The 15,387-nt window shown below is 59.9% G+C and carries 14 protein-coding genes; 5 read left to right on the forward strand and 9 right to left on the reverse strand.

The features are described from left to right. Positions 1-100 precede the first annotated feature (100 nt). Positions 101-658: a 16S rRNA (guanine(966)-N(2))-methyltransferase RsmD gene (rsmD, locus tag FB593_RS06065; protein WP_004432183.1), complete on the reverse strand. Its 558-nt coding sequence runs from the start codon at positions 656-658 to the stop codon at positions 101-103. Further along, positions 639-2,615 carry a pseudouridine synthase gene (locus FB593_RS06070; protein WP_145166388.1) on the reverse strand — a complete coding sequence of 659 codons (1,977 nt, stop codon included), beginning with the start codon at positions 2,613-2,615 and terminating at the stop codon, positions 639-641. Before FB593_RS06070 ends, rsmD begins: the two co-directional genes overlap by 20 nt. Before the next feature lie 71 nt (positions 2,616-2,686). Here FB593_RS06070 and FB593_RS06075 point away from each other — a divergent pair, with 71 nt between their 5' ends. Next, positions 2,687-3,145 carry a nucleoside deaminase gene (locus FB593_RS06075; RefSeq protein WP_097101644.1) on the forward strand — a complete coding sequence of 153 codons (459 nt, stop codon included), beginning with the start codon at positions 2,687-2,689 and terminating at the stop codon, positions 3,143-3,145. Between the two features lie 52 nt (positions 3,146-3,197). On the opposite strand, the gene FB593_RS06080 is transcribed toward FB593_RS06075, so the two are convergent. From FB593_RS06080 to FB593_RS06095, 4 genes are all read right to left on the reverse strand, one after another. Further along, positions 3,198-3,851 carry a hypothetical protein gene (locus FB593_RS06080; RefSeq protein WP_019564237.1) on the reverse strand — a complete coding sequence of 218 codons (654 nt, stop codon included), beginning with the start codon at positions 3,849-3,851 and terminating at the stop codon, positions 3,198-3,200. A 205-nt stretch (positions 3,852-4,056) separates the two neighbouring features. Beyond that, on the reverse strand, positions 4,057-6,960 hold the full coding sequence (gene ileS / locus FB593_RS06085) for an isoleucine--tRNA ligase (RefSeq protein ID WP_145166389.1): 2,904 nt from the start codon (positions 6,958-6,960) through the stop codon (positions 4,057-4,059). A 268-nt stretch (positions 6,961-7,228) separates the two neighbouring features. Further along, positions 7,229-8,209, reverse strand: a complete 981-nt coding sequence (locus tag FB593_RS06090) for a bifunctional riboflavin kinase/FAD synthetase (RefSeq protein WP_145166390.1) — start codon at positions 8,207-8,209, stop codon at positions 7,229-7,231. A 43-nt stretch (positions 8,210-8,252) separates the two neighbouring features. Next, the gene (locus FB593_RS06095) at positions 8,253-9,101 is read right to left on the reverse strand and encodes a TIGR01459 family HAD-type hydrolase (protein WP_004432196.1); all 849 of its coding nucleotides are present in this window, start codon (positions 9,099-9,101) and stop codon (positions 8,253-8,255) included. 369 nt (positions 9,102-9,470) lie between these two features. On the opposite strand from FB593_RS06095, the gene groES reads away from it, so the two are divergent. The 4 genes from groES to FB593_RS06115 all read left to right on the forward strand — a co-directional run bounded on the left by groES (position 9,471) and on the right by FB593_RS06115 (position 13,119). Further along, positions 9,471-9,767, forward strand: coding sequence for a co-chaperone GroES (groES, locus tag FB593_RS06100; protein ID WP_003494080.1), 297 nt, complete (start codon positions 9,471-9,473; stop codon positions 9,765-9,767). A gap of 74 nt (positions 9,768-9,841) precedes the next feature. Then, positions 9,842-11,476, forward strand: coding sequence for a chaperonin GroEL (gene groL / locus FB593_RS06105; RefSeq protein WP_004432205.1), 1,635 nt, complete (start codon positions 9,842-9,844; stop codon positions 11,474-11,476). Positions 11,477-11,976: 500 nt separating this feature from the next. Beyond that, complete coding sequence (locus FB593_RS06110) at positions 11,977-12,411, forward strand: hypothetical protein (RefSeq protein WP_025592588.1); 435 nt, start codon at positions 11,977-11,979, stop codon at positions 12,409-12,411. 261 nt (positions 12,412-12,672) lie between these two features. Next, the gene (locus FB593_RS06115) at positions 12,673-13,119 is read left to right on the forward strand and encodes a DoxX family protein (protein WP_013635551.1); all 447 of its coding nucleotides are present in this window, start codon (positions 12,673-12,675) and stop codon (positions 13,117-13,119) included. Between the two features lie 63 nt (positions 13,120-13,182). Here FB593_RS06115 and hisG read toward each other — a convergent pair whose 3' ends face one another. The 3 genes from hisG to FB593_RS06130 are packed head-to-tail and all read right to left on the reverse strand — an operon-like array spanning position 13,183 to position 15,384. After that, positions 13,183-13,875: an ATP phosphoribosyltransferase gene (gene hisG, locus FB593_RS06120; protein WP_145166391.1), complete on the reverse strand. Its 693-nt coding sequence runs from the start codon at positions 13,873-13,875 to the stop codon at positions 13,183-13,185. Continuing rightward, entirely contained in the window at positions 13,872-14,999 is a 1,128-nt protein-coding gene (locus FB593_RS06125; protein WP_113291965.1) for an ATP phosphoribosyltransferase regulatory subunit, read from the reverse strand. Before FB593_RS06125 ends, hisG begins: the two co-directional genes overlap by 4 nt. Positions 15,000-15,015: 16 nt before the next feature. Continuing rightward, positions 15,016-15,384 carry a VOC family protein gene (locus tag FB593_RS06130; RefSeq protein WP_113292026.1) on the reverse strand — a complete coding sequence of 123 codons (369 nt, stop codon included), beginning with the start codon at positions 15,382-15,384 and terminating at the stop codon, positions 15,016-15,018. Positions 15,385-15,387: the final 3 nt, after the last annotated feature.

Here is a 15,387-nt window from a genome sequence, read left to right on the forward strand (position 1 = left end):
CAGAGCGTTTTCGCTTTTCTTCAAATCGCGAAAACACTCTAACTCTTTGTTTTGCGGCATTTCCGCACGGAAACCGGGGGCCGTTTTTGCTGGAAATGCTCTAGGGCTCGTAGCGGTAGAAGTGCATTTTCGAGTCACCGAAGATGCGGCTTTCGAGCGGTTTGAACACCGGCTCGACATTGACCACAACATCGCCGCGCTCTTCCAGAATGGCGAGCGCACCGGGTGCCAGCCAGCCGCCAGCATGGGCAGCGGCAAATGCCTTCTCCCCGTGGCCCTGGCCATAGGGCGGATCGGCGAACAGGAGATCGAAGGGCTCGATATTGTTGACGCCGCCAAGCTTGGTCGCGTCACGCCGCAGGATGCGGGCACGCCCATGCAGCCCCAGCGCATCGATATTTTCCCACAACAGCCCCCTGCCCTCAACGCCGTTTTCGACGAAGAGCGCCACACGACAGCCACGCGAAAGCGCCTCCAGCCCGACCGCGCCCGTTCCGGCAAAAACGTCCAGAACGCGCGTACCGTCAAGACTTTCCGGATAGGCATGGCTTAGAATATTGAAGAGGCTTTCCCGTGTCCTGTCGATTGTCGGACGAATGGAATTTGTTTTCGGCGCGGCCAGATTTCGGCCGCGGAACTCACCGCCTACGATCCGCATTACGTGTCATTCCCCTGCCACCAGAAGGTTTGCCACCCGGGCCTTTGCCGCCCGGTTTGCCGCCGCCGGGGCCGCTACCGCCACCGGGGCCTTTGCCCTTGCCTGAAAAACCCGAACGTTCGCCACGTTCACCCGGTTTTCCAAAAGAAGGCTTGCCCGATGCGGGCCTGCCGCCGGGTTTGCCACCCGGTTTTGCGCCTCTTGGCTTGTCACCGAAAGGCCGGTCGCCGCGTGGGCGATCACCGTCTTCGCGGGGCTTGTCGCGGAACGGACGCTCACCGAAAGGTTTCTCACCACGTGCTGTGCGATCTCCGAAGCTCTTCTCGCCGCGTGGGCGGTCGCTGCGCGGGCGATCACCCTCCTCACGTGGCTTGTCACGGAACGGACGGTCGCCAAACGGTTTTCCACCGCGTGCGGTGCGATCTCCGAAGCTCTTCTCGCCGCGAGGACCGTCGCCACGCGGGCGATCTCCCGCTTCACGTGGTTTGTCACGGAACGGGCGGTCACCGAAGGATTTCCCGCCGCGATCTCCAAAGCTCTTTCCACCGCGCGGGCCGTCGCCACGTCCACGACCGCCTTCCTCTTCGCGCGGGGAATCCGAACGGATCCACTCGCCCTCGGAATCGGCATGCCTGACGACGTTGCGGCGCGCTTCCGCCTGGGCGGATGGCTTCTTGAACAGGCTTTCCGCTTCCGCGCGGGCAGAAAACTTCCGCTCCTTGCCATCACGGGTGGGCTTTGCGCCGGGCGCCATCCAGACATTGGCCGTGCGGCTGGTGCCCGCGGGCGGGCGGGCGGGGCGGCGTTCTTCGCCATCCTCTTCGCCACGGGTTTTCGCGCCGAATTTCCCGGCAGGTTTGCCACCGAACTTGCCGGCTGGCTTGTCACCGCGCTTGGTGTCGAGACGGCCGAGCGCCTTTTCGCGGCGATCTTCCGGTTTGCCGGCAGCCCTGTCGAACCGCGGCTTCCCTTCCGGCGCATCGCTCTTTGCCCATTCGGACCGGGGCGCGCGCTTGGGCGTATTTTCTTCTTCATCGTCGGCGACAGGCGCATCGTAGATCGGCGCGTCGAAATTGGCGCCGGATTGTTCGATGAGGCGCGGACCAAGCTGGTCACGCAGCATGCGGCCACGCACTTCAAGCACCTTGCCTTCAGGCAGATCGCCAAGCTGGAACGGGCCGTAGGAGATACGGATCAGGCGGTTGACCTCAAGGCCGAGCGCGCCGAGCACGTTCTTGATCTCGCGGTTCTTGCCTTCGCGCAGACCCATGGTGATCCAGACGTTGTGACCCTGGGTGCGGTCGAGCGTCGCGTCGATAGCGCCATAAAGCACGCCGTCGACGGCAATGCCTTCCTTCAGCTTGTCGAGCGCTGCCTGATCGACTTCGCCATGGGCGCGCACGCGGTAGCGGCGCAGCCAGCCGGTCGTCGGCAGTTCCAGCACGCGCGAGAGACCGCCATCATTGGTCAACAGAAGCAGGCCTTCGGTATTGATGTCGAGGCGGCCGATGGAGAGCACACGCGGCAATTCACCCGGCAGATTGTCGAAAACGGTCCGGCGGCCTTCCGGGTCGGAATTGGTCGTCACCAGGCCAGCGGGCTTGTGGTAAAGCCACAGGCGCGTGCGCTCAGCCCCGCGGATGGGCATGCCATCCACTTCGATCTTGTCGGAAAGAGTTGCGTTCATCACCGGAGTGTCCAGCTTGACGCCGTTCAGCGACACGCGGCCTTCCATGATCATGCGCTCGATATCGCGGCGCGAGGCAACGCCGGCGCGCGCCATGATCTTGGAAATGCGCTCTGGCTTGGTGCCCATAACGGCTTCCTGCACCGGAGCCGCCTTGGCTTCTACCGGTTTCTTTTCACGCTCTGCGGCGGGCTTGCCGGGGCCTTTCGGCTTCTTGTCGCGGCTAAAAGTCTTGCCACCGTCACGCTTCGGCTTGTCTTTAAAAGTCATTTGCTGTTTGCCTGTTGTTTGGGCTGTCCTATCAGGTCCAAGCACAAGGGTTAAGAGGAAATTGAAACGCAATGGCCGAAAGGACGCATTTCATGGAACTGGCGCTGGCGGAAGCCCGTGCCGCCGGTGAGCGGCAGGAGGTTCCGATCGGCGCAGTCCTGGTTCTGGACGGTCGCGTCATCGCCCGTTCCGGCAATCGCACCCGTGAATTGAACGATGTGACGGCGCATGCCGAAATCGCCGTGATCCGCATGGCCTGCGAGGCGCTGGAACAGGAACGCCTGCCCGGTGCCGATCTCTATGTAACGCTGGAACCCTGCACCATGTGTGCGGCGGCGATCTCGTTTGCCCGCATCCGTCGTCTCTATTACGGTGCGGAAGACCCGAAGGGCGGCGCGGTGCATAGTGGCGTGCGATTCTTCAGCCAGCCGACATGCCACCACGCGCCTGATGTGTATTCGGGGCTGGCGGAAAGCGAAAGTGCTGAAATTCTGCGGAAATTCTTTCGCGAGAAACGTCTCGACGAATAAGCAGCCGGCGGGAGATGCAATCTTTCCCGCAGGCCATAAGCCCTTCATTTTATCAGAAGGGGTTCCACCAGGGTTTGCCGGTGTTTGCCATCGCCGCTTCTTTCTTGCGGCGCTTTTCCTTCTTCTGCTCCGGCTCACCGAGGTCAGTCAGCTGATCCTGCGGAACGCTACGATATTCCTGCGGCGGATCGGTCAGGAACTTGCGCTGGGCGTTGACGACAGAGCCACCCTGGGCATCTGCCTTGGCCTTGCGGAAGGCTTCCCATTTCTGGCTTTCGGTCATCTGGCCGGCCGTGCCGTTGCCGGCAAGCAGCGGTGAGCGGTAATGCGGATTGTTCTTATTGGCATCCGCCTCGTCGCGCAGGCGTTCACGGGTCTCTTCCGGCGATTCGACCCATTGCGGGTTGTTTTCGCGGCTTGCCATGTTCTGCTGCGGCGTCGTCAATTGCTCGGCGCGGGACTGGGCGGGGACAACGAGACCGGGACGCGGGCTGTATTTCAGGTTACGTTTTTCCTGATCGTTGCCGGTGATCGAAGTCGCGTTGCCGAGGTCGTCTACAAGCTGTTCTGCCGCAGTCTTGCCCGTACCATAGGTCGGGCTCGTGCAGGCGCTGAGCAGCACGCCTATCGCCGTGATACCTGCAACCGTGCGGAACATGCTCAAACCCTGCGCGTTATCCTGCCCAAAAGCCTTCATCGTCTTCATAAAAACCCTTCCAGCCGTCCGTCCCATTGCGCCAGACATCGTCTTTCGGCAGGCGGTAGCCCGCATTGCCGTGCAAATCCGGCCATTTTCAGGCAGGTGTACCGGATGAAGAGCTAAAGCGCAATTCATCCGGCCATTTTCCTCGCGCATCGGCCCGAAACTCGAAATCGATTTTTCGACAGGAACGATGCGCAGCAGCTTTAAATCATCCCAGCGCGGCAAGCTCGCGCAGTGCCGCCGCATCACGGGCCGAAACCTCCGGATAGTCCGGATCGGAACCGACATCGGTGGTGATGCGCCAGGAGCGTGCGCATTTTACGCCTTCCGCCAGCTTCTGCTCGACCACGACCTTTGCGACCTCCGGCAAGCGGAAGCCATCGGCAGGGCCTTCATCGCCGACCACCGAAATGGCCGAGGTGATGCAGATTTCGGCAAAATCCTGCCCGGAGAGAGCCGCCAGAAGATCGGCGTCGGCAATGTGCACGATGGGCGCTGCCTCAAGCGAGGAGCCGATACGCTTTTCACGGCGTTCCACTTCGAGCGCACCGGTGACGACCGTGCGGACCTTGCGGATTTTCTCCCACTTCGCTTCCAGCGCGTCGTTGTTCCACTCCGCCGGAATTTCCGGGAACTGGGCGAGATGCACCGATTCCGCATCCGGATAGCGCGAAAGCCATGCTTCTTCAGTGGTGAAGGGCAGCATGGGCGCAAGCCATGTGACGAGGCAATCGAACAGCTTGGCGATGACCGACAGCGATGCACGGCGCTTCAGCGACGACGGCGCGTCACAATAAAGCGTGTCCTTGCGGATATCGAAGTAAAAAGCCGACAGCTCCACATTTGCGAAATCGATCAGGGCGCGGGCGATCTTCTTGAAGTCGAAGGCGTCGTACCCGTCGCGCACGACCTTATCCAGCTCGGACAGGCGGTGCAGTACCAGCTTTTCCAGTTCTGGCAGATCGGCATAGGCGATCTCCTCGCCCTTATCGTGGGCAAGCGTGCCGAGCATCCAGCGCACGGTGTTGCGCAGCTTGCGATACGCGTCGATATTGGTCTGGATGATGGCCTTGCCCAGACGCTGGTCTTCCCAGTAATCGGTCGTCATGACCCACAGGCGCAGGATATCCGCGCCGGACTCTTTCATCACGTCCTGTGGTGCAACAACGTTGCCGAGAGACTTGGACTGCTTGCGGCCCTGCTCGTCCATGGTGAAGCCATGGGTGACGACGGCATTATAGGGCGCGCGGCCACGCGTCGCGCAGCTTTCCAGCAGCGACGAATGGAACCAGCCGCGATGCTGGTCCGAGCCTTCGAGATAGACATCCGCCGGCCACTTCATGTCCGGGCGGTCTTCCAGCGTGAAGGTATGGGTGCAGCCGCTATCGAACCACACATCGAGGATGTCCATGACCTGCTGCCATTTGGCGTGGTCATGGTCATTGCCGAGGAAACGTTCCTTGGCGCCTTCGGCGAACCAGGCATCCGCACCTTCAGCCTCGAAGGCCTCGAGGATGCGGGCGTTGACAGCCTCGTCGACCAGAACCTCACCCTGCTCGTCGGCGAAGACCGCGATCGGCACGCCCCAGCTGCGCTGGCGTGACAGAACCCAGTCGGGCCGACCTTCGATCATGGCGCGCAGGCGGTTCTGGCCGGATGCCGGAACGAAACGGGTCTGGTCGATGGCATCAAGCGAACGCGAGCGCAGCGTCGTGCCGTCGCCCAGTTCCTTGTCCATATAGACAAACCACTGCGGCGTGTTGCGGAAGATCACCGGCTTCTTGGAGCGCCAGCTATGCGGATAGCTGTGCTTCAGACGGCCGCGCGCGAACAGGTTATTGGCCGCGATCAGCGCCTTGATGACGCGCTCGTTGGCATCGCCCTTCTTGCCGTTATCATCCATGACGCGGGCCGCACCGCCTTCGGCAGACGGGCCGAAACCGGGTGCGTCCTCGGTGTAGAAACCGTCATCGCCAACGGGGAACGGGATGGCCGGCGAAACGCCGCGCGCTTCCAGCTCACGCTGATGCGCGGTCCAAACGTCAAAGTCCTCGCGGCCATGGCTCGGCGCGGTGTGCACGAAGCCCGTGCCTGCATCGTCGGTGACGTGGTCGCCATCGAGAAGCGGAACCGGGAAATCGTAGCCAAGCGACGCCAAAGGATGGGCGCAGGTGATGGCGGCCAGTTCTTCAGCTTTCACATCGCGCACGAACTTGAAGGTCACCTTCGCCTTGGCAGCAGCCTCATCGGCAAGCTTTCTGGCGAAGATCAGCTTTTCACCCGGCTGCGGCCCGAAATCGTTCTGCGCGCTTTCGACTTCGAACAGGCCATATTCGACCCGCGAGGAGAAGGCGATGGCGCGGTTGCCGGGGATGGTCCACGGCGTGGTTGTCCAGATGACGACAGAGACGCCGGAAAGAGCTGGCGCAGCGTCCTTCACCGGGAACTTCACCCAGATCATGTCGCTTTCAACGTCGTGATACTCGACCTCGGCTTCCGCCAGCGCCGTGCGCTCGACAACCGACCACATGATCGGCTTGGAACCGCGATAGAGCTGGCCGCTCTTGGCGATCTTCAGCAGTTCGCCGGCGATGCGGGCTTCCGCGTGGAAGTTCATGGTTGTGTAGGGGTTTTCGAAGTCACCCTCGATGCCGAGGCGCTTGAACTCTTCCGACTGAACCTTGATCCAGCCAGCCGCGAAGTCACGGCATTCCCTGCGGAACTCGTTGACCGGAACCTCGTCCTTGTTCTTGCCCTTGGCGCGGTAGGCTTCCTCGATCTTCCATTCGATCGGCAGGCCGTGGCAATCCCAGCCGGGCACGTAATTGGCATCGAAACCGCGCATCTGGAACGAGCGGGTGATGACGTCTTTCAGGATCTTGTTCAGCGCATGGCCGATGTGGATGTTGCCGTTGGCATAGGGCGGGCCATCATGCAGCACGAATTTCTCGCGACCGGCGGCGGAGGCGCGGAGCTTTTTATAAAGGCCCATTTCCTGCCAGCGCTTCACCGTTTCCGGTTCTTTCTGCGGCAGGCCGGCACGCATCGGGAAATCCGTCTGCGGCAAATAGAGGGTCGAGGAATAGTCGAATTTTTCTGCGGTGTCGCTCATAATTGTACCGTTGTTGCGCGCCGTGTCGGTCGCGCCGTCTCAATTTCAAAGAGGGCAAATACGGAAAGCGCCATGTCAAATGCCATGACGAGCGCCAAAATCCCGGACCTTCCGGCTCTTCAGAGCGGGCGGAAGGCCGGGCCAATAATTCGGCCTATCTGAACTTTAAACAGCAACCGGTATTGGGACATGGCCGGTTGTTTATGCGGTTTTCCGGCAAAAAGGAAGTGAAAAGCGACGACAATCCGGGACAGGATTATCTGCCCGCTCAAAATGCTATCTTCGCATCCAATTCACTGAGCGGCCGCACGCCTGACAGCATCGCCCGCGCCTCTTCCTCATCCCGCCTGATCTGCGCGACCAGAGGGTCCAAGCCGTCAAATTTCAGCTCGTCACGCAGGTGCCCGAAGAAGGATACCGAACACACCTCACCATAGAGATCACCGGAAAAATCGAAGACGTAGGTTTCCAGAAGTGCCGCACCGTTATCGGTGACCGTCGGGCGGTAACCGAAGCTTGCAACGCCATCGTAAATCGCTCCGTCGGGGCGGCGGAACCGCACGGCATAGATGCCGGCTTTCAGCTCCGTTTCGGGTAAAAGCGCCATGTTGGCCGTTGGGTAACCCAGAGTTCGCCCCAGCTTCTGGCCGCCGATGACTTCACTTTCCACCGTGAAACGATACCCGAGTTGTCCGGCGGCACCTGCCACATCTCCTTCGCACAGAAGCGAGCGGATACGGCTAGAGGAGACGACATCCGCGCCCTCGTCGCGAAAGGCATCCACGAGCGTCACGTCGAAGCCGTTGCGCTTGCCGGCCGCCATCAGAAATGCCGGGCCACCTTCGCGGCCCTTGCCGAAATGGAAATCAAAGCCGGTGACGACTGCGCTGGCGCCCAGCCAGTCGACCAGAATGGAATTGACGAACTCTTCCGCCGAGCGCTGCGAAAACTCGCGGTCGAAGGGGTATTCGATGACCGAGCGGAAACCGATGGCCTCGAGAATACGTGCCTTCAACGGCGCAGGCGTCAGGCGGAAGACCGGCGTTTCAGGGCGGAAGACGGAACGGGGATGCGGTTCGAAGGTCAGCACCAGTGCCGGAACGCCACGCGCCTCGGCCAGTTCCAGCGCCCGGTCCAGAACGGCGCGGTGGCCGCGATGCACACCATCGAAATTGCCGATCGCGATGACGCCGCCGCGCAAGCCTTCAGGCAGCGGCTCCTTTTTTTCATTGCGATGAAAGACGGTCATTGCAGTCGATCCATTTTTTACGCCGGCTTACGCCAGACGTTTCCTAGGCAAGGCGGGGCATCCACCAGCCGGGAGCCGCGCCCTGCCCCTTCAGATAGGCGTTCAGAAGCGCCTCGTCCGTCTGGCCATTCAGCGTATATTCGGCGGCGTGAATGCCGCCGCTGATATAAAGAAGGTTGAGGCCACTCGCAATTGCGCCCTTCACATCCGTCGGCATGCCATCGCCAATGGCGAGCACGCGATCCTTCGGGAAATCGCCGCGCACTTCTTTCGCCGCCGCAAGGCAGGCTTCATAGATCGGCGCGTGCGGTTTGCCGGCAATACGGACTTCGCCGCCAAGCTGTTCGTAATATGCCGCCATGGCGCCGGCGCAGGGAATGATGCGCTCGCCGCGCTCTACCACCAGATCGGGGTTGGCACAGATCATCGGCGCCTTGCGGGCGATGAAGCCTTTCAGCATTTCCGTATAATCTTCCGGCGTTTCCGTCTCGTCATCGAAGAAACCGGTGCAGACGACGGATTCCGCTTCCGCCTCGCCGACCCGTTCGACATCGAGACCTTCCAGCAGCGGCATGTCCCGCTCGGGGCCGAGCAGAAAGACTTTTCTCGGGCCTTCCGCGATCAGGCCGCGGGTTACGTCGCCCGATGTGATGATGCGGTCATAGGCCTCATCCGGCACGCCGAGAACGCGAAGCTGGGCGATGACACCGGGGGCCGGACGCGGCGAATTGGTGATGAGCACCACGGTCTTGCCGGCCTTGCGCGCGTCGTGCAGCGCAACCGCCGCATCCGGGAAAGCGCTAACGCCATTATGCAGCACGCCCCAGACATCCGAAAGAACAACGTCGAACCCATCAGTGATTTCGCCGAGGGTGAGAATGCGATGGGCCATGATATGCTTTCCGGGTGCGAAAAAAGGGTGTGCGTCACATGGCAAAGCAGGACGCCGATGGCAAGGAAAAAAGCGGCGCCAGGCCTGCCTCCGGACCACCGGCCACCATCCGAACATAAAACCCCTCTACGCCGAAAACGAAGGCTGCCTGAAAAAGAGCGATTTGTCCTCGCCCGTCATAGCGTGGAAATTTTCTGTCATGGAACGCTGGTAACCATAGGCCGTGAAATTTTTCCGGCAGTGCGTTCTTGACTCCGGGGGGACGCCTCCTTATCTCGGCTTTGCTGGCACTCCAACAAGAGGAGTGCTAACACCCATCACGTGAACCTTCAAAAGGTTCCTGAAGTCATTTGATCGAGGGATTAGGCAATGACAAGCACCAATTTCCGCCCGCTTCATGATCGCGTCGTCGTTCGTCGCGTTGAGTCCGAAGCAAAGACCAAGGGCGGCATCATCATTCCCGATACCGCCAAGGAAAAGCCGCAGGAAGGCGAAATCGTCGCCGTCGGTTCCGGCGCTCGCGATGAGGCCGGCAAGGTCGTCGCTCTCGACGTCAAGGTTGGCGATCGCGTCCTGTTCGGCAAGTGGTCGGGCACCGAAGTCAAGCTCGACGGCGAAGACCTTCTGATCATGAAGGAAGCCGACATCATGGGTATCATCGGCTGATTTCGCCGCACCCATCGTTTCCTTAAATTTCAAGCCGGACCCCGTCCGGCCATTCGAAACCAGGAGTTTTGAAAATGGCAGCCAAAGAAGTCAAATTCGGCCGCACAGCGCGCGAAAAGATGCTCAAGGGCGTCGACATTCTCGCTGATGCAGTGAAGGTCACCCTCGGCCCGAAGGGTCGTAACGTCGTTATCGACAAGTCCTTCGGCGCACCGCGCATCACCAAGGACGGCGTTTCTGTCGCCAAGGAAATCGAACTCGAAGACAAGTTCGAGAACATGGGCGCACAGCTCGTTCGCGAAGTTGCCTCCAAGACCAACGACATCGCCGGTGACGGCACCACCACCGCAACGGTTCTGGCCCAGGCCATCGTTCGCGAAGGTGCAAAGGCAGTTGCTGCCGGCATGAACCCGATGGACCTCAAGCGCGGTATCGATCTGGCCGTTGCAGAAGTCGTCAAGGACCTTCAGGCTAAGGCCAAGAAGATCAACACTTCGGAAGAAGTTGCACAGGTCGGCACGATCTCTGCAAACGGCGAGCGTCAGATCGGTCTCGACATTGCTGAAGCAATGCAGCGCGTCGGCAACGAAGGCGTCATCACCGTTGAAGAAGCCAAGACCGCTGAAACCGAACTCGAAGTCGTCGAAGGCATGCAGTTCGACCGCGGCTACCTGTCGCCTTACTTCGTGACCAACCCGGAAAAGATGGTTGCGGACCTCGAAGACGCATACATCCTTCTGCACGAAAAGAAGCTCTCGAACCTCCAGGCCATGCTGCCTGTTCTCGAAGCTGTCGTTCAGACCGGCAAGCCGCTCGTCATCATCGCTGAAGACGTAGAAGGCGAAGCCCTTGCAACGCTCGTCGTCAACAAGCTGCGTGGCGGCCTCAAGATCGCTGCCGTCAAGGCTCCTGGCTTCGGCGACCGCCGCAAGGCCATGCTGGAAGACATCGCCATCCTGACCGGTGGTACCGTCATTTCCGAAGATCTCGGCATCAAGCTCGAAAGCGTTACCCTCGACATGCTCGGCAAGTCGAAGAAGGTTTCGATCTCCAAGGAAAACACCACGATCGTTGACGGTGCTGGCCAGAAGTCCGACATCGAAGGCCGTGTTGCCCAGATCAAGGCGCAGATCGAAGAAACCACTTCCGACTACGACCGCGAAAAGCTGCAGGAACGTCTTGCCAAGCTCGCTGGCGGCGTTGCCGTGATCCGCGTTGGCGGTTCGACGGAAGTTGAAGTGAAGGAAAAGAAGGACCGCATCGACGACGCTCTCAACGCGACGCGCGCTGCTGTTCAGGAAGGCATCGTACCGGGCGGCGGCGTTGCCCTGCTGCGTTCTTCCACGAAGATCACCGTCAAGGGTGAGAACGACGACCAGGAAGCCGGCATCAACATCGTCCGCAAGGCTCTGCAGTCTCTGGTTCGCCAGATTGCAGAAAACGCAGGTGACGAAGCTTCCATCGTTGTTGGCAAGATCCTCGACCGGAACGAAGACAACTACGGCTACAACGCCCAGACCGGCGAATATGGCGACCTGATCCAGCTCGGCATCGTCGACCCGGTCAAGGTTGTTCGCACGGCCCTGCAGAACGCAGCTTCGGTTGCTTCGCTGCTGATCACCACCGAAGCCATGATCGCCGAACTTCCTAAGAAGGAATCGGCAATGCCCCAGATGCCTGGCGGCGGCATGGGCGGCATGGACTTCTAATCAGTCCTGTCACTGGAATACGAAAGGGCGGTCTTCGGATCGCCCTTTTTCGTTGCCGCCCATGCCCCTTGGGACAGCTGGCGCGATATCTTCACTTGCCGGGATCGGGCTTAAAAAATATTGTCTCTTTTTGAAACAGCGATAACTTTAGTCGGCTTGTTTTTGGCAGCGCGTGCAATAATCGGGTGCCGATAGAGGCGAATCACAATTGCCGATGGGGCGGATTTTCGCCCTCTCCAGTTTATAAGCACGACATTTAGTTGTCTTTTTTTCATATATTTCGCGATTACGATGAAGGAATACATATTATTTTTGATTTTCTCTCTGACAGGTTGTTGTGGGTAGAAGAAAATAAACTATAAGTCAGCGCCCGTGAGGGTGCCGCGGCGGGATGCAAGCATTGAAGGGGTTCGATGCTTGGCAGGCACGCTCGAATGCGGATGGCGATGAAAAATCAACTTGGCAGCGACGCTTGAGATTGCAGCGCTGGTACGATGTTCATGCGGGGGCGCGATTTGTTCGAAATATCAAGACGCAACGATGCTCTGCCTGCGGCCGCGACAACCATGCCGGATACTCAGACCCTCTCGCATTTCTTTATTTCGGAGGAATGGAGCGGCGATCTTTCGAGCGGCGTCATCAAGCTTGGCGAACATGCATCTTTCATGCATGGGCTGCCGCAGGGTGAGTGCGGCCTGCTCAGCCTGATCCGCTGTTATGATCGGGGTCACCACGACCGCGTGCTCGAAATTTTCGAACAGGCTTCCGCCGCACCCTCACGCTTCTGCTTTTCCACCGGCCTGTTCACCCTGCCGGCAATGCGGCAGCCGCTTATTTGCATGGGCGAATCCTCGGGTTTCGAGATCGGCCAGCAAGGGCGCATTTCGGGGCTCTTCCTGTTTCCGCGTTTCGAGGATATGCGCTTCGCCGCCTAGCGCGTTTCCAGTAAAACTGCGCAGCGGCTTTATGTCAGGAAAATTTGTTAAAACAAATAGATAGATCGAGTCGAATGGTCCCGTTCAAACGGGGATGCGCGCTCAATGTCATTGAACGACATTGTTGGTCGTTCACAAAATGAAGACAATTTGTCTTCTATTGTTCATCTTTATAGATGCATGATTTTCGGTCATTGATATCTCCAGACATCACCTTGCAGTTTAACCGGCGACACGCCGATCACTTACCGGAGATACTCCATGTCCAGCAGCCAGAACGCTCTCGTTCTCATCGCCCGCATTCTGCTTTCCTTCATCTTCATCTATTCCGGCTTCGGCAAACTCACCGATCCGGCTGGCACTGCCGGCATGATCTCGGGCGCCGGCATGCCTGCCGCAACCGCGCTTGCCTATCTTGCCGGCCTGTTCGAACTCGTTGCCGGTCTTGCCATTCTCGCCGGTTTCCAGACGAAGATCGCCGCATGGGCGCTTGCAGCATTCTGCGTGTTCACCGGCCTCGTATTCCACAGCGGCACCGTTGCCGTTCCCGGCTGGCCTGAGCCTGCTCTCGGCTGGATCAACACACTGAACGGCATCATGCTGATGAAGAACATCACCCTTGCCGGCGCCTATATCCTGCTCGCAACCTTCGGTGCAGGCGCCTACTCCGTCGACGCAAAGCGCGGCTTCGTTACCGCCCGCGCCTGAACCCATAGGCTGACCAAGAAAAAAGCCGCCGGATCGCTCCGGCGGCTTTTTTCTTTTATGCTATCAGACAGCCGCTTTTATTCGCGCCGCGATCTCCTGAACCGCCGGATCACCTTCGTGGTCCGGCTTGCGGGCGCGCACGAAACAGGCTTCCGAGCGGACGATGATGCCGTCGGAGAGGATTTTCAGGTGGTTAGCTTTCAGCGTCGAGCCGGTGGAGGTGATATCGACGATGATATCCGCCTGCCCTGCCGCCGGAGCACCTTCGGTGGCGCCAAGGCTTTCGACAATACGGTAAAGCTGAATGCCGTGCTGGCGCGAAAAGAACTGCTGCGTCAGCCGCCAGTATTTGGTTGCGATTGCCAAACGGCGACCATGACGGGCACGGAATTCCGAGGCCACATCGCCGAGATCGGCCATGCTGTCCACATCCAGCCAGATTTCCGGCACGGCGACAACGACATCGGCATGGCCGAAACCGAGGCGGGCGCAGAATTCCACCTGCGCATCGGCGTTGGTCAGCCCCTCTCGTACCAGGTCTTCACCCGTCACGCCGAAATCCACGCTGCCAGCACCAATTTCGCGGGCGATCTCGGAGGCTGAGAGATAGGCAATCTCGATATCGTCGCGCCCTACGATGCGGCCGCGATAGGACCGGTCGTTACCGACAGCTGCGACCTTCAGCCCGGCGCGTTCCAGAACGGCGGAGGCGTCTTCCTTCATCCGGCCCTTGGAGGGCAAGGCAATGGTGATCATGGCTTATCGCTCCCGCGCACCGTTTCGATGCGATCCAGCCAGAGGGAAAAGCCCACGGCCGGTATTTTTTCCTGCGCGCCTAGCAGCGTCAGCAGCCGGTCAAAACGGCCACCACCGGCCAAAACGCTATCGCTACCTTCTTCCATCACCTCGAAAACGAGGCCAGTATAATAATCGAGCGGACGGCCGAAGGCCGCGCCGTAGCTGACTGTTTCGAGATCGACCCCGGCATTCGCAAGGGCCGCGACACGCTTATCGAAAGCGGAAAGCGCACCGTCCAGTTTCAGCTTCGCCTTCGCGGCGAAATCGGCCAGAACTTGCGAGGCCTGCGGCAAGGGCGCCTGCAGGGCCAGAAACTGCTTGAGCAGTTCGAAACTCTCATCCGGCAGACGCGTGGCGGCAAGCGCCAGCTTTTCCCGCAGACGGCGAGCGATTTCCTGCGGCGAGCGGCTGGCATTGGTGGAATAGCCGGTTTCCTGCATTACCGTGTCGAGATAATCGACCAGCACCGCCTCTTCGCCCGTTGCCAGAAGTCCAGCGACCCGCGCGTCAAGGCCGGTCATGGGCTTGGGGTGCACGAGGCTTTCCAGCAGCGCGTCGAGCTGCGCCATATCGCCGAAAGCCTGCACCAGCCGTTTCTGCCAACCGAGCGGCAGGCCGAGCGCTGCAACGACCGCCTCGAACACCTGCTGGTCGCCCAGCGTGACGGCGAGCGAACGGCCAGGCAAAAGGCGTTTCAGAATGGCGGTTGCATCAATCACGGCGCGGGCATCGGCGGCGGCGATATCGGTATCGCCAAGATCCTCGATGCCGGCCTGATAAAACTCGTTCCCACCCTCCCGGCGCTGGCGGAAGACCTCACCCAGATAGGAGTAACGCTTCGGCGTACCCGTCGCTGTCTCGATATGGCGCAGGCAGACGGGAATAGTGAATTCGGGGCGCAGGCACAGGCTTTCGCCTGTCTCGCTCTCCGTCATGAAAATACGCCGACGCAAATCCTCGCCCGCCATATCCAGAAACGGTTCGGCAGGCTGGATCACAGGCGTGTTCACACGACTTGTGCGGCGCGCGGCGAATTCTTCCAGTAGCTCTCCGGAAAATTCCGGCATGTCGATCAGGGGCATGGAACGGTACTTTTCGTCACGGTTCGAGCGGCTGCATCATTTCGATGCGGTTTCCGAAGGGATCAAGGACATAAAACCGGTGATATCCTTCGAGCGGCTCATCCTCAACCACATGGTAGCCTGCAGTTTCAAGTGTTTTTCGCAAGATACTGAGATCGTCTACCAGAAAGGCAGGATGGGCTTTCCTGGCAGGTCTGAAATCCTGATCGACGCCGAGGTGGAGTTTTATCGGTCCAGATGAGAACCAACATGCGCCCCGCGCCGCCAGATTGGCGGGTTTTGCCTGCTCCGCAAAGCCGAGCAGGTCGCCATAAAAGGCGCGCGCCTCGTCTTCCCGGCCGACGGGCATCGCCAGTTGAAGGTGATCGAGCGCGAGGATCGCCATCGC

This window comes from Rhizobium sp. SJZ105, from assembly GCF_007828365.1.
In the GTDB taxonomy this organism is placed as follows: Bacteria; Pseudomonadota; Alphaproteobacteria; order Rhizobiales; family Rhizobiaceae; genus Agrobacterium; species Agrobacterium tumefaciens.

Coding starts and splice junctions, on each gene's coding strand:
- FB593_RS06130 (WP_113292026.1), bottom strand. CDS start 15,384: ATGGCGATCCTCGCGCTCGATCACCTTCAACTGGCGATGCCCGTCGGC.
- FB593_RS06080 (WP_019564237.1), bottom strand. CDS start 3,851: ATGAAGACGATGAAGGCTTTTGGGCAGGATAACGCGCAGGGTTTGAGC.
- rsmD (WP_004432183.1), bottom strand. CDS start 658: ATGCGGATCGTAGGCGGTGAGTTCCGCGGCCGAAATCTGGCCGCGCCG.
- FB593_RS06075 (WP_097101644.1), top strand. CDS start 2,687: ATGGCCGAAAGGACGCATTTCATGGAACTGGCGCTGGCGGAAGCCCGT.
- ileS (WP_145166389.1), bottom strand. CDS start 6,960: ATGAGCGACACCGCAGAAAAATTCGACTATTCCTCGACCCTCTATTTG.
- FB593_RS06110 (WP_025592588.1), top strand. CDS start 11,977: ATGCGGGGGCGCGATTTGTTCGAAATATCAAGACGCAACGATGCTCTG.
- groL (WP_004432205.1), top strand. CDS start 9,842: ATGGCAGCCAAAGAAGTCAAATTCGGCCGCACAGCGCGCGAAAAGATG.
- FB593_RS06070 (WP_145166388.1), bottom strand. CDS start 2,615: ATGACTTTTAAAGACAAGCCGAAGCGTGACGGTGGCAAGACTTTTAGC.
- FB593_RS06125 (WP_113291965.1), bottom strand. CDS start 14,999: ATGCCCCTGATCGACATGCCGGAATTTTCCGGAGAGCTACTGGAAGAA.
- groES (WP_003494080.1), top strand. CDS start 9,471: ATGACAAGCACCAATTTCCGCCCGCTTCATGATCGCGTCGTCGTTCGT.
- FB593_RS06115 (WP_013635551.1), top strand. CDS start 12,673: ATGTCCAGCAGCCAGAACGCTCTCGTTCTCATCGCCCGCATTCTGCTT.
- FB593_RS06095 (WP_004432196.1), bottom strand. CDS start 9,101: ATGGCCCATCGCATTCTCACCCTCGGCGAAATCACTGATGGGTTCGAC.
- hisG (WP_145166391.1), bottom strand. CDS start 13,875: ATGATCACCATTGCCTTGCCCTCCAAGGGCCGGATGAAGGAAGACGCC.
- FB593_RS06090 (WP_145166390.1), bottom strand. CDS start 8,209: ATGACCGTCTTTCATCGCAATGAAAAAAAGGAGCCGCTGCCTGAAGGC.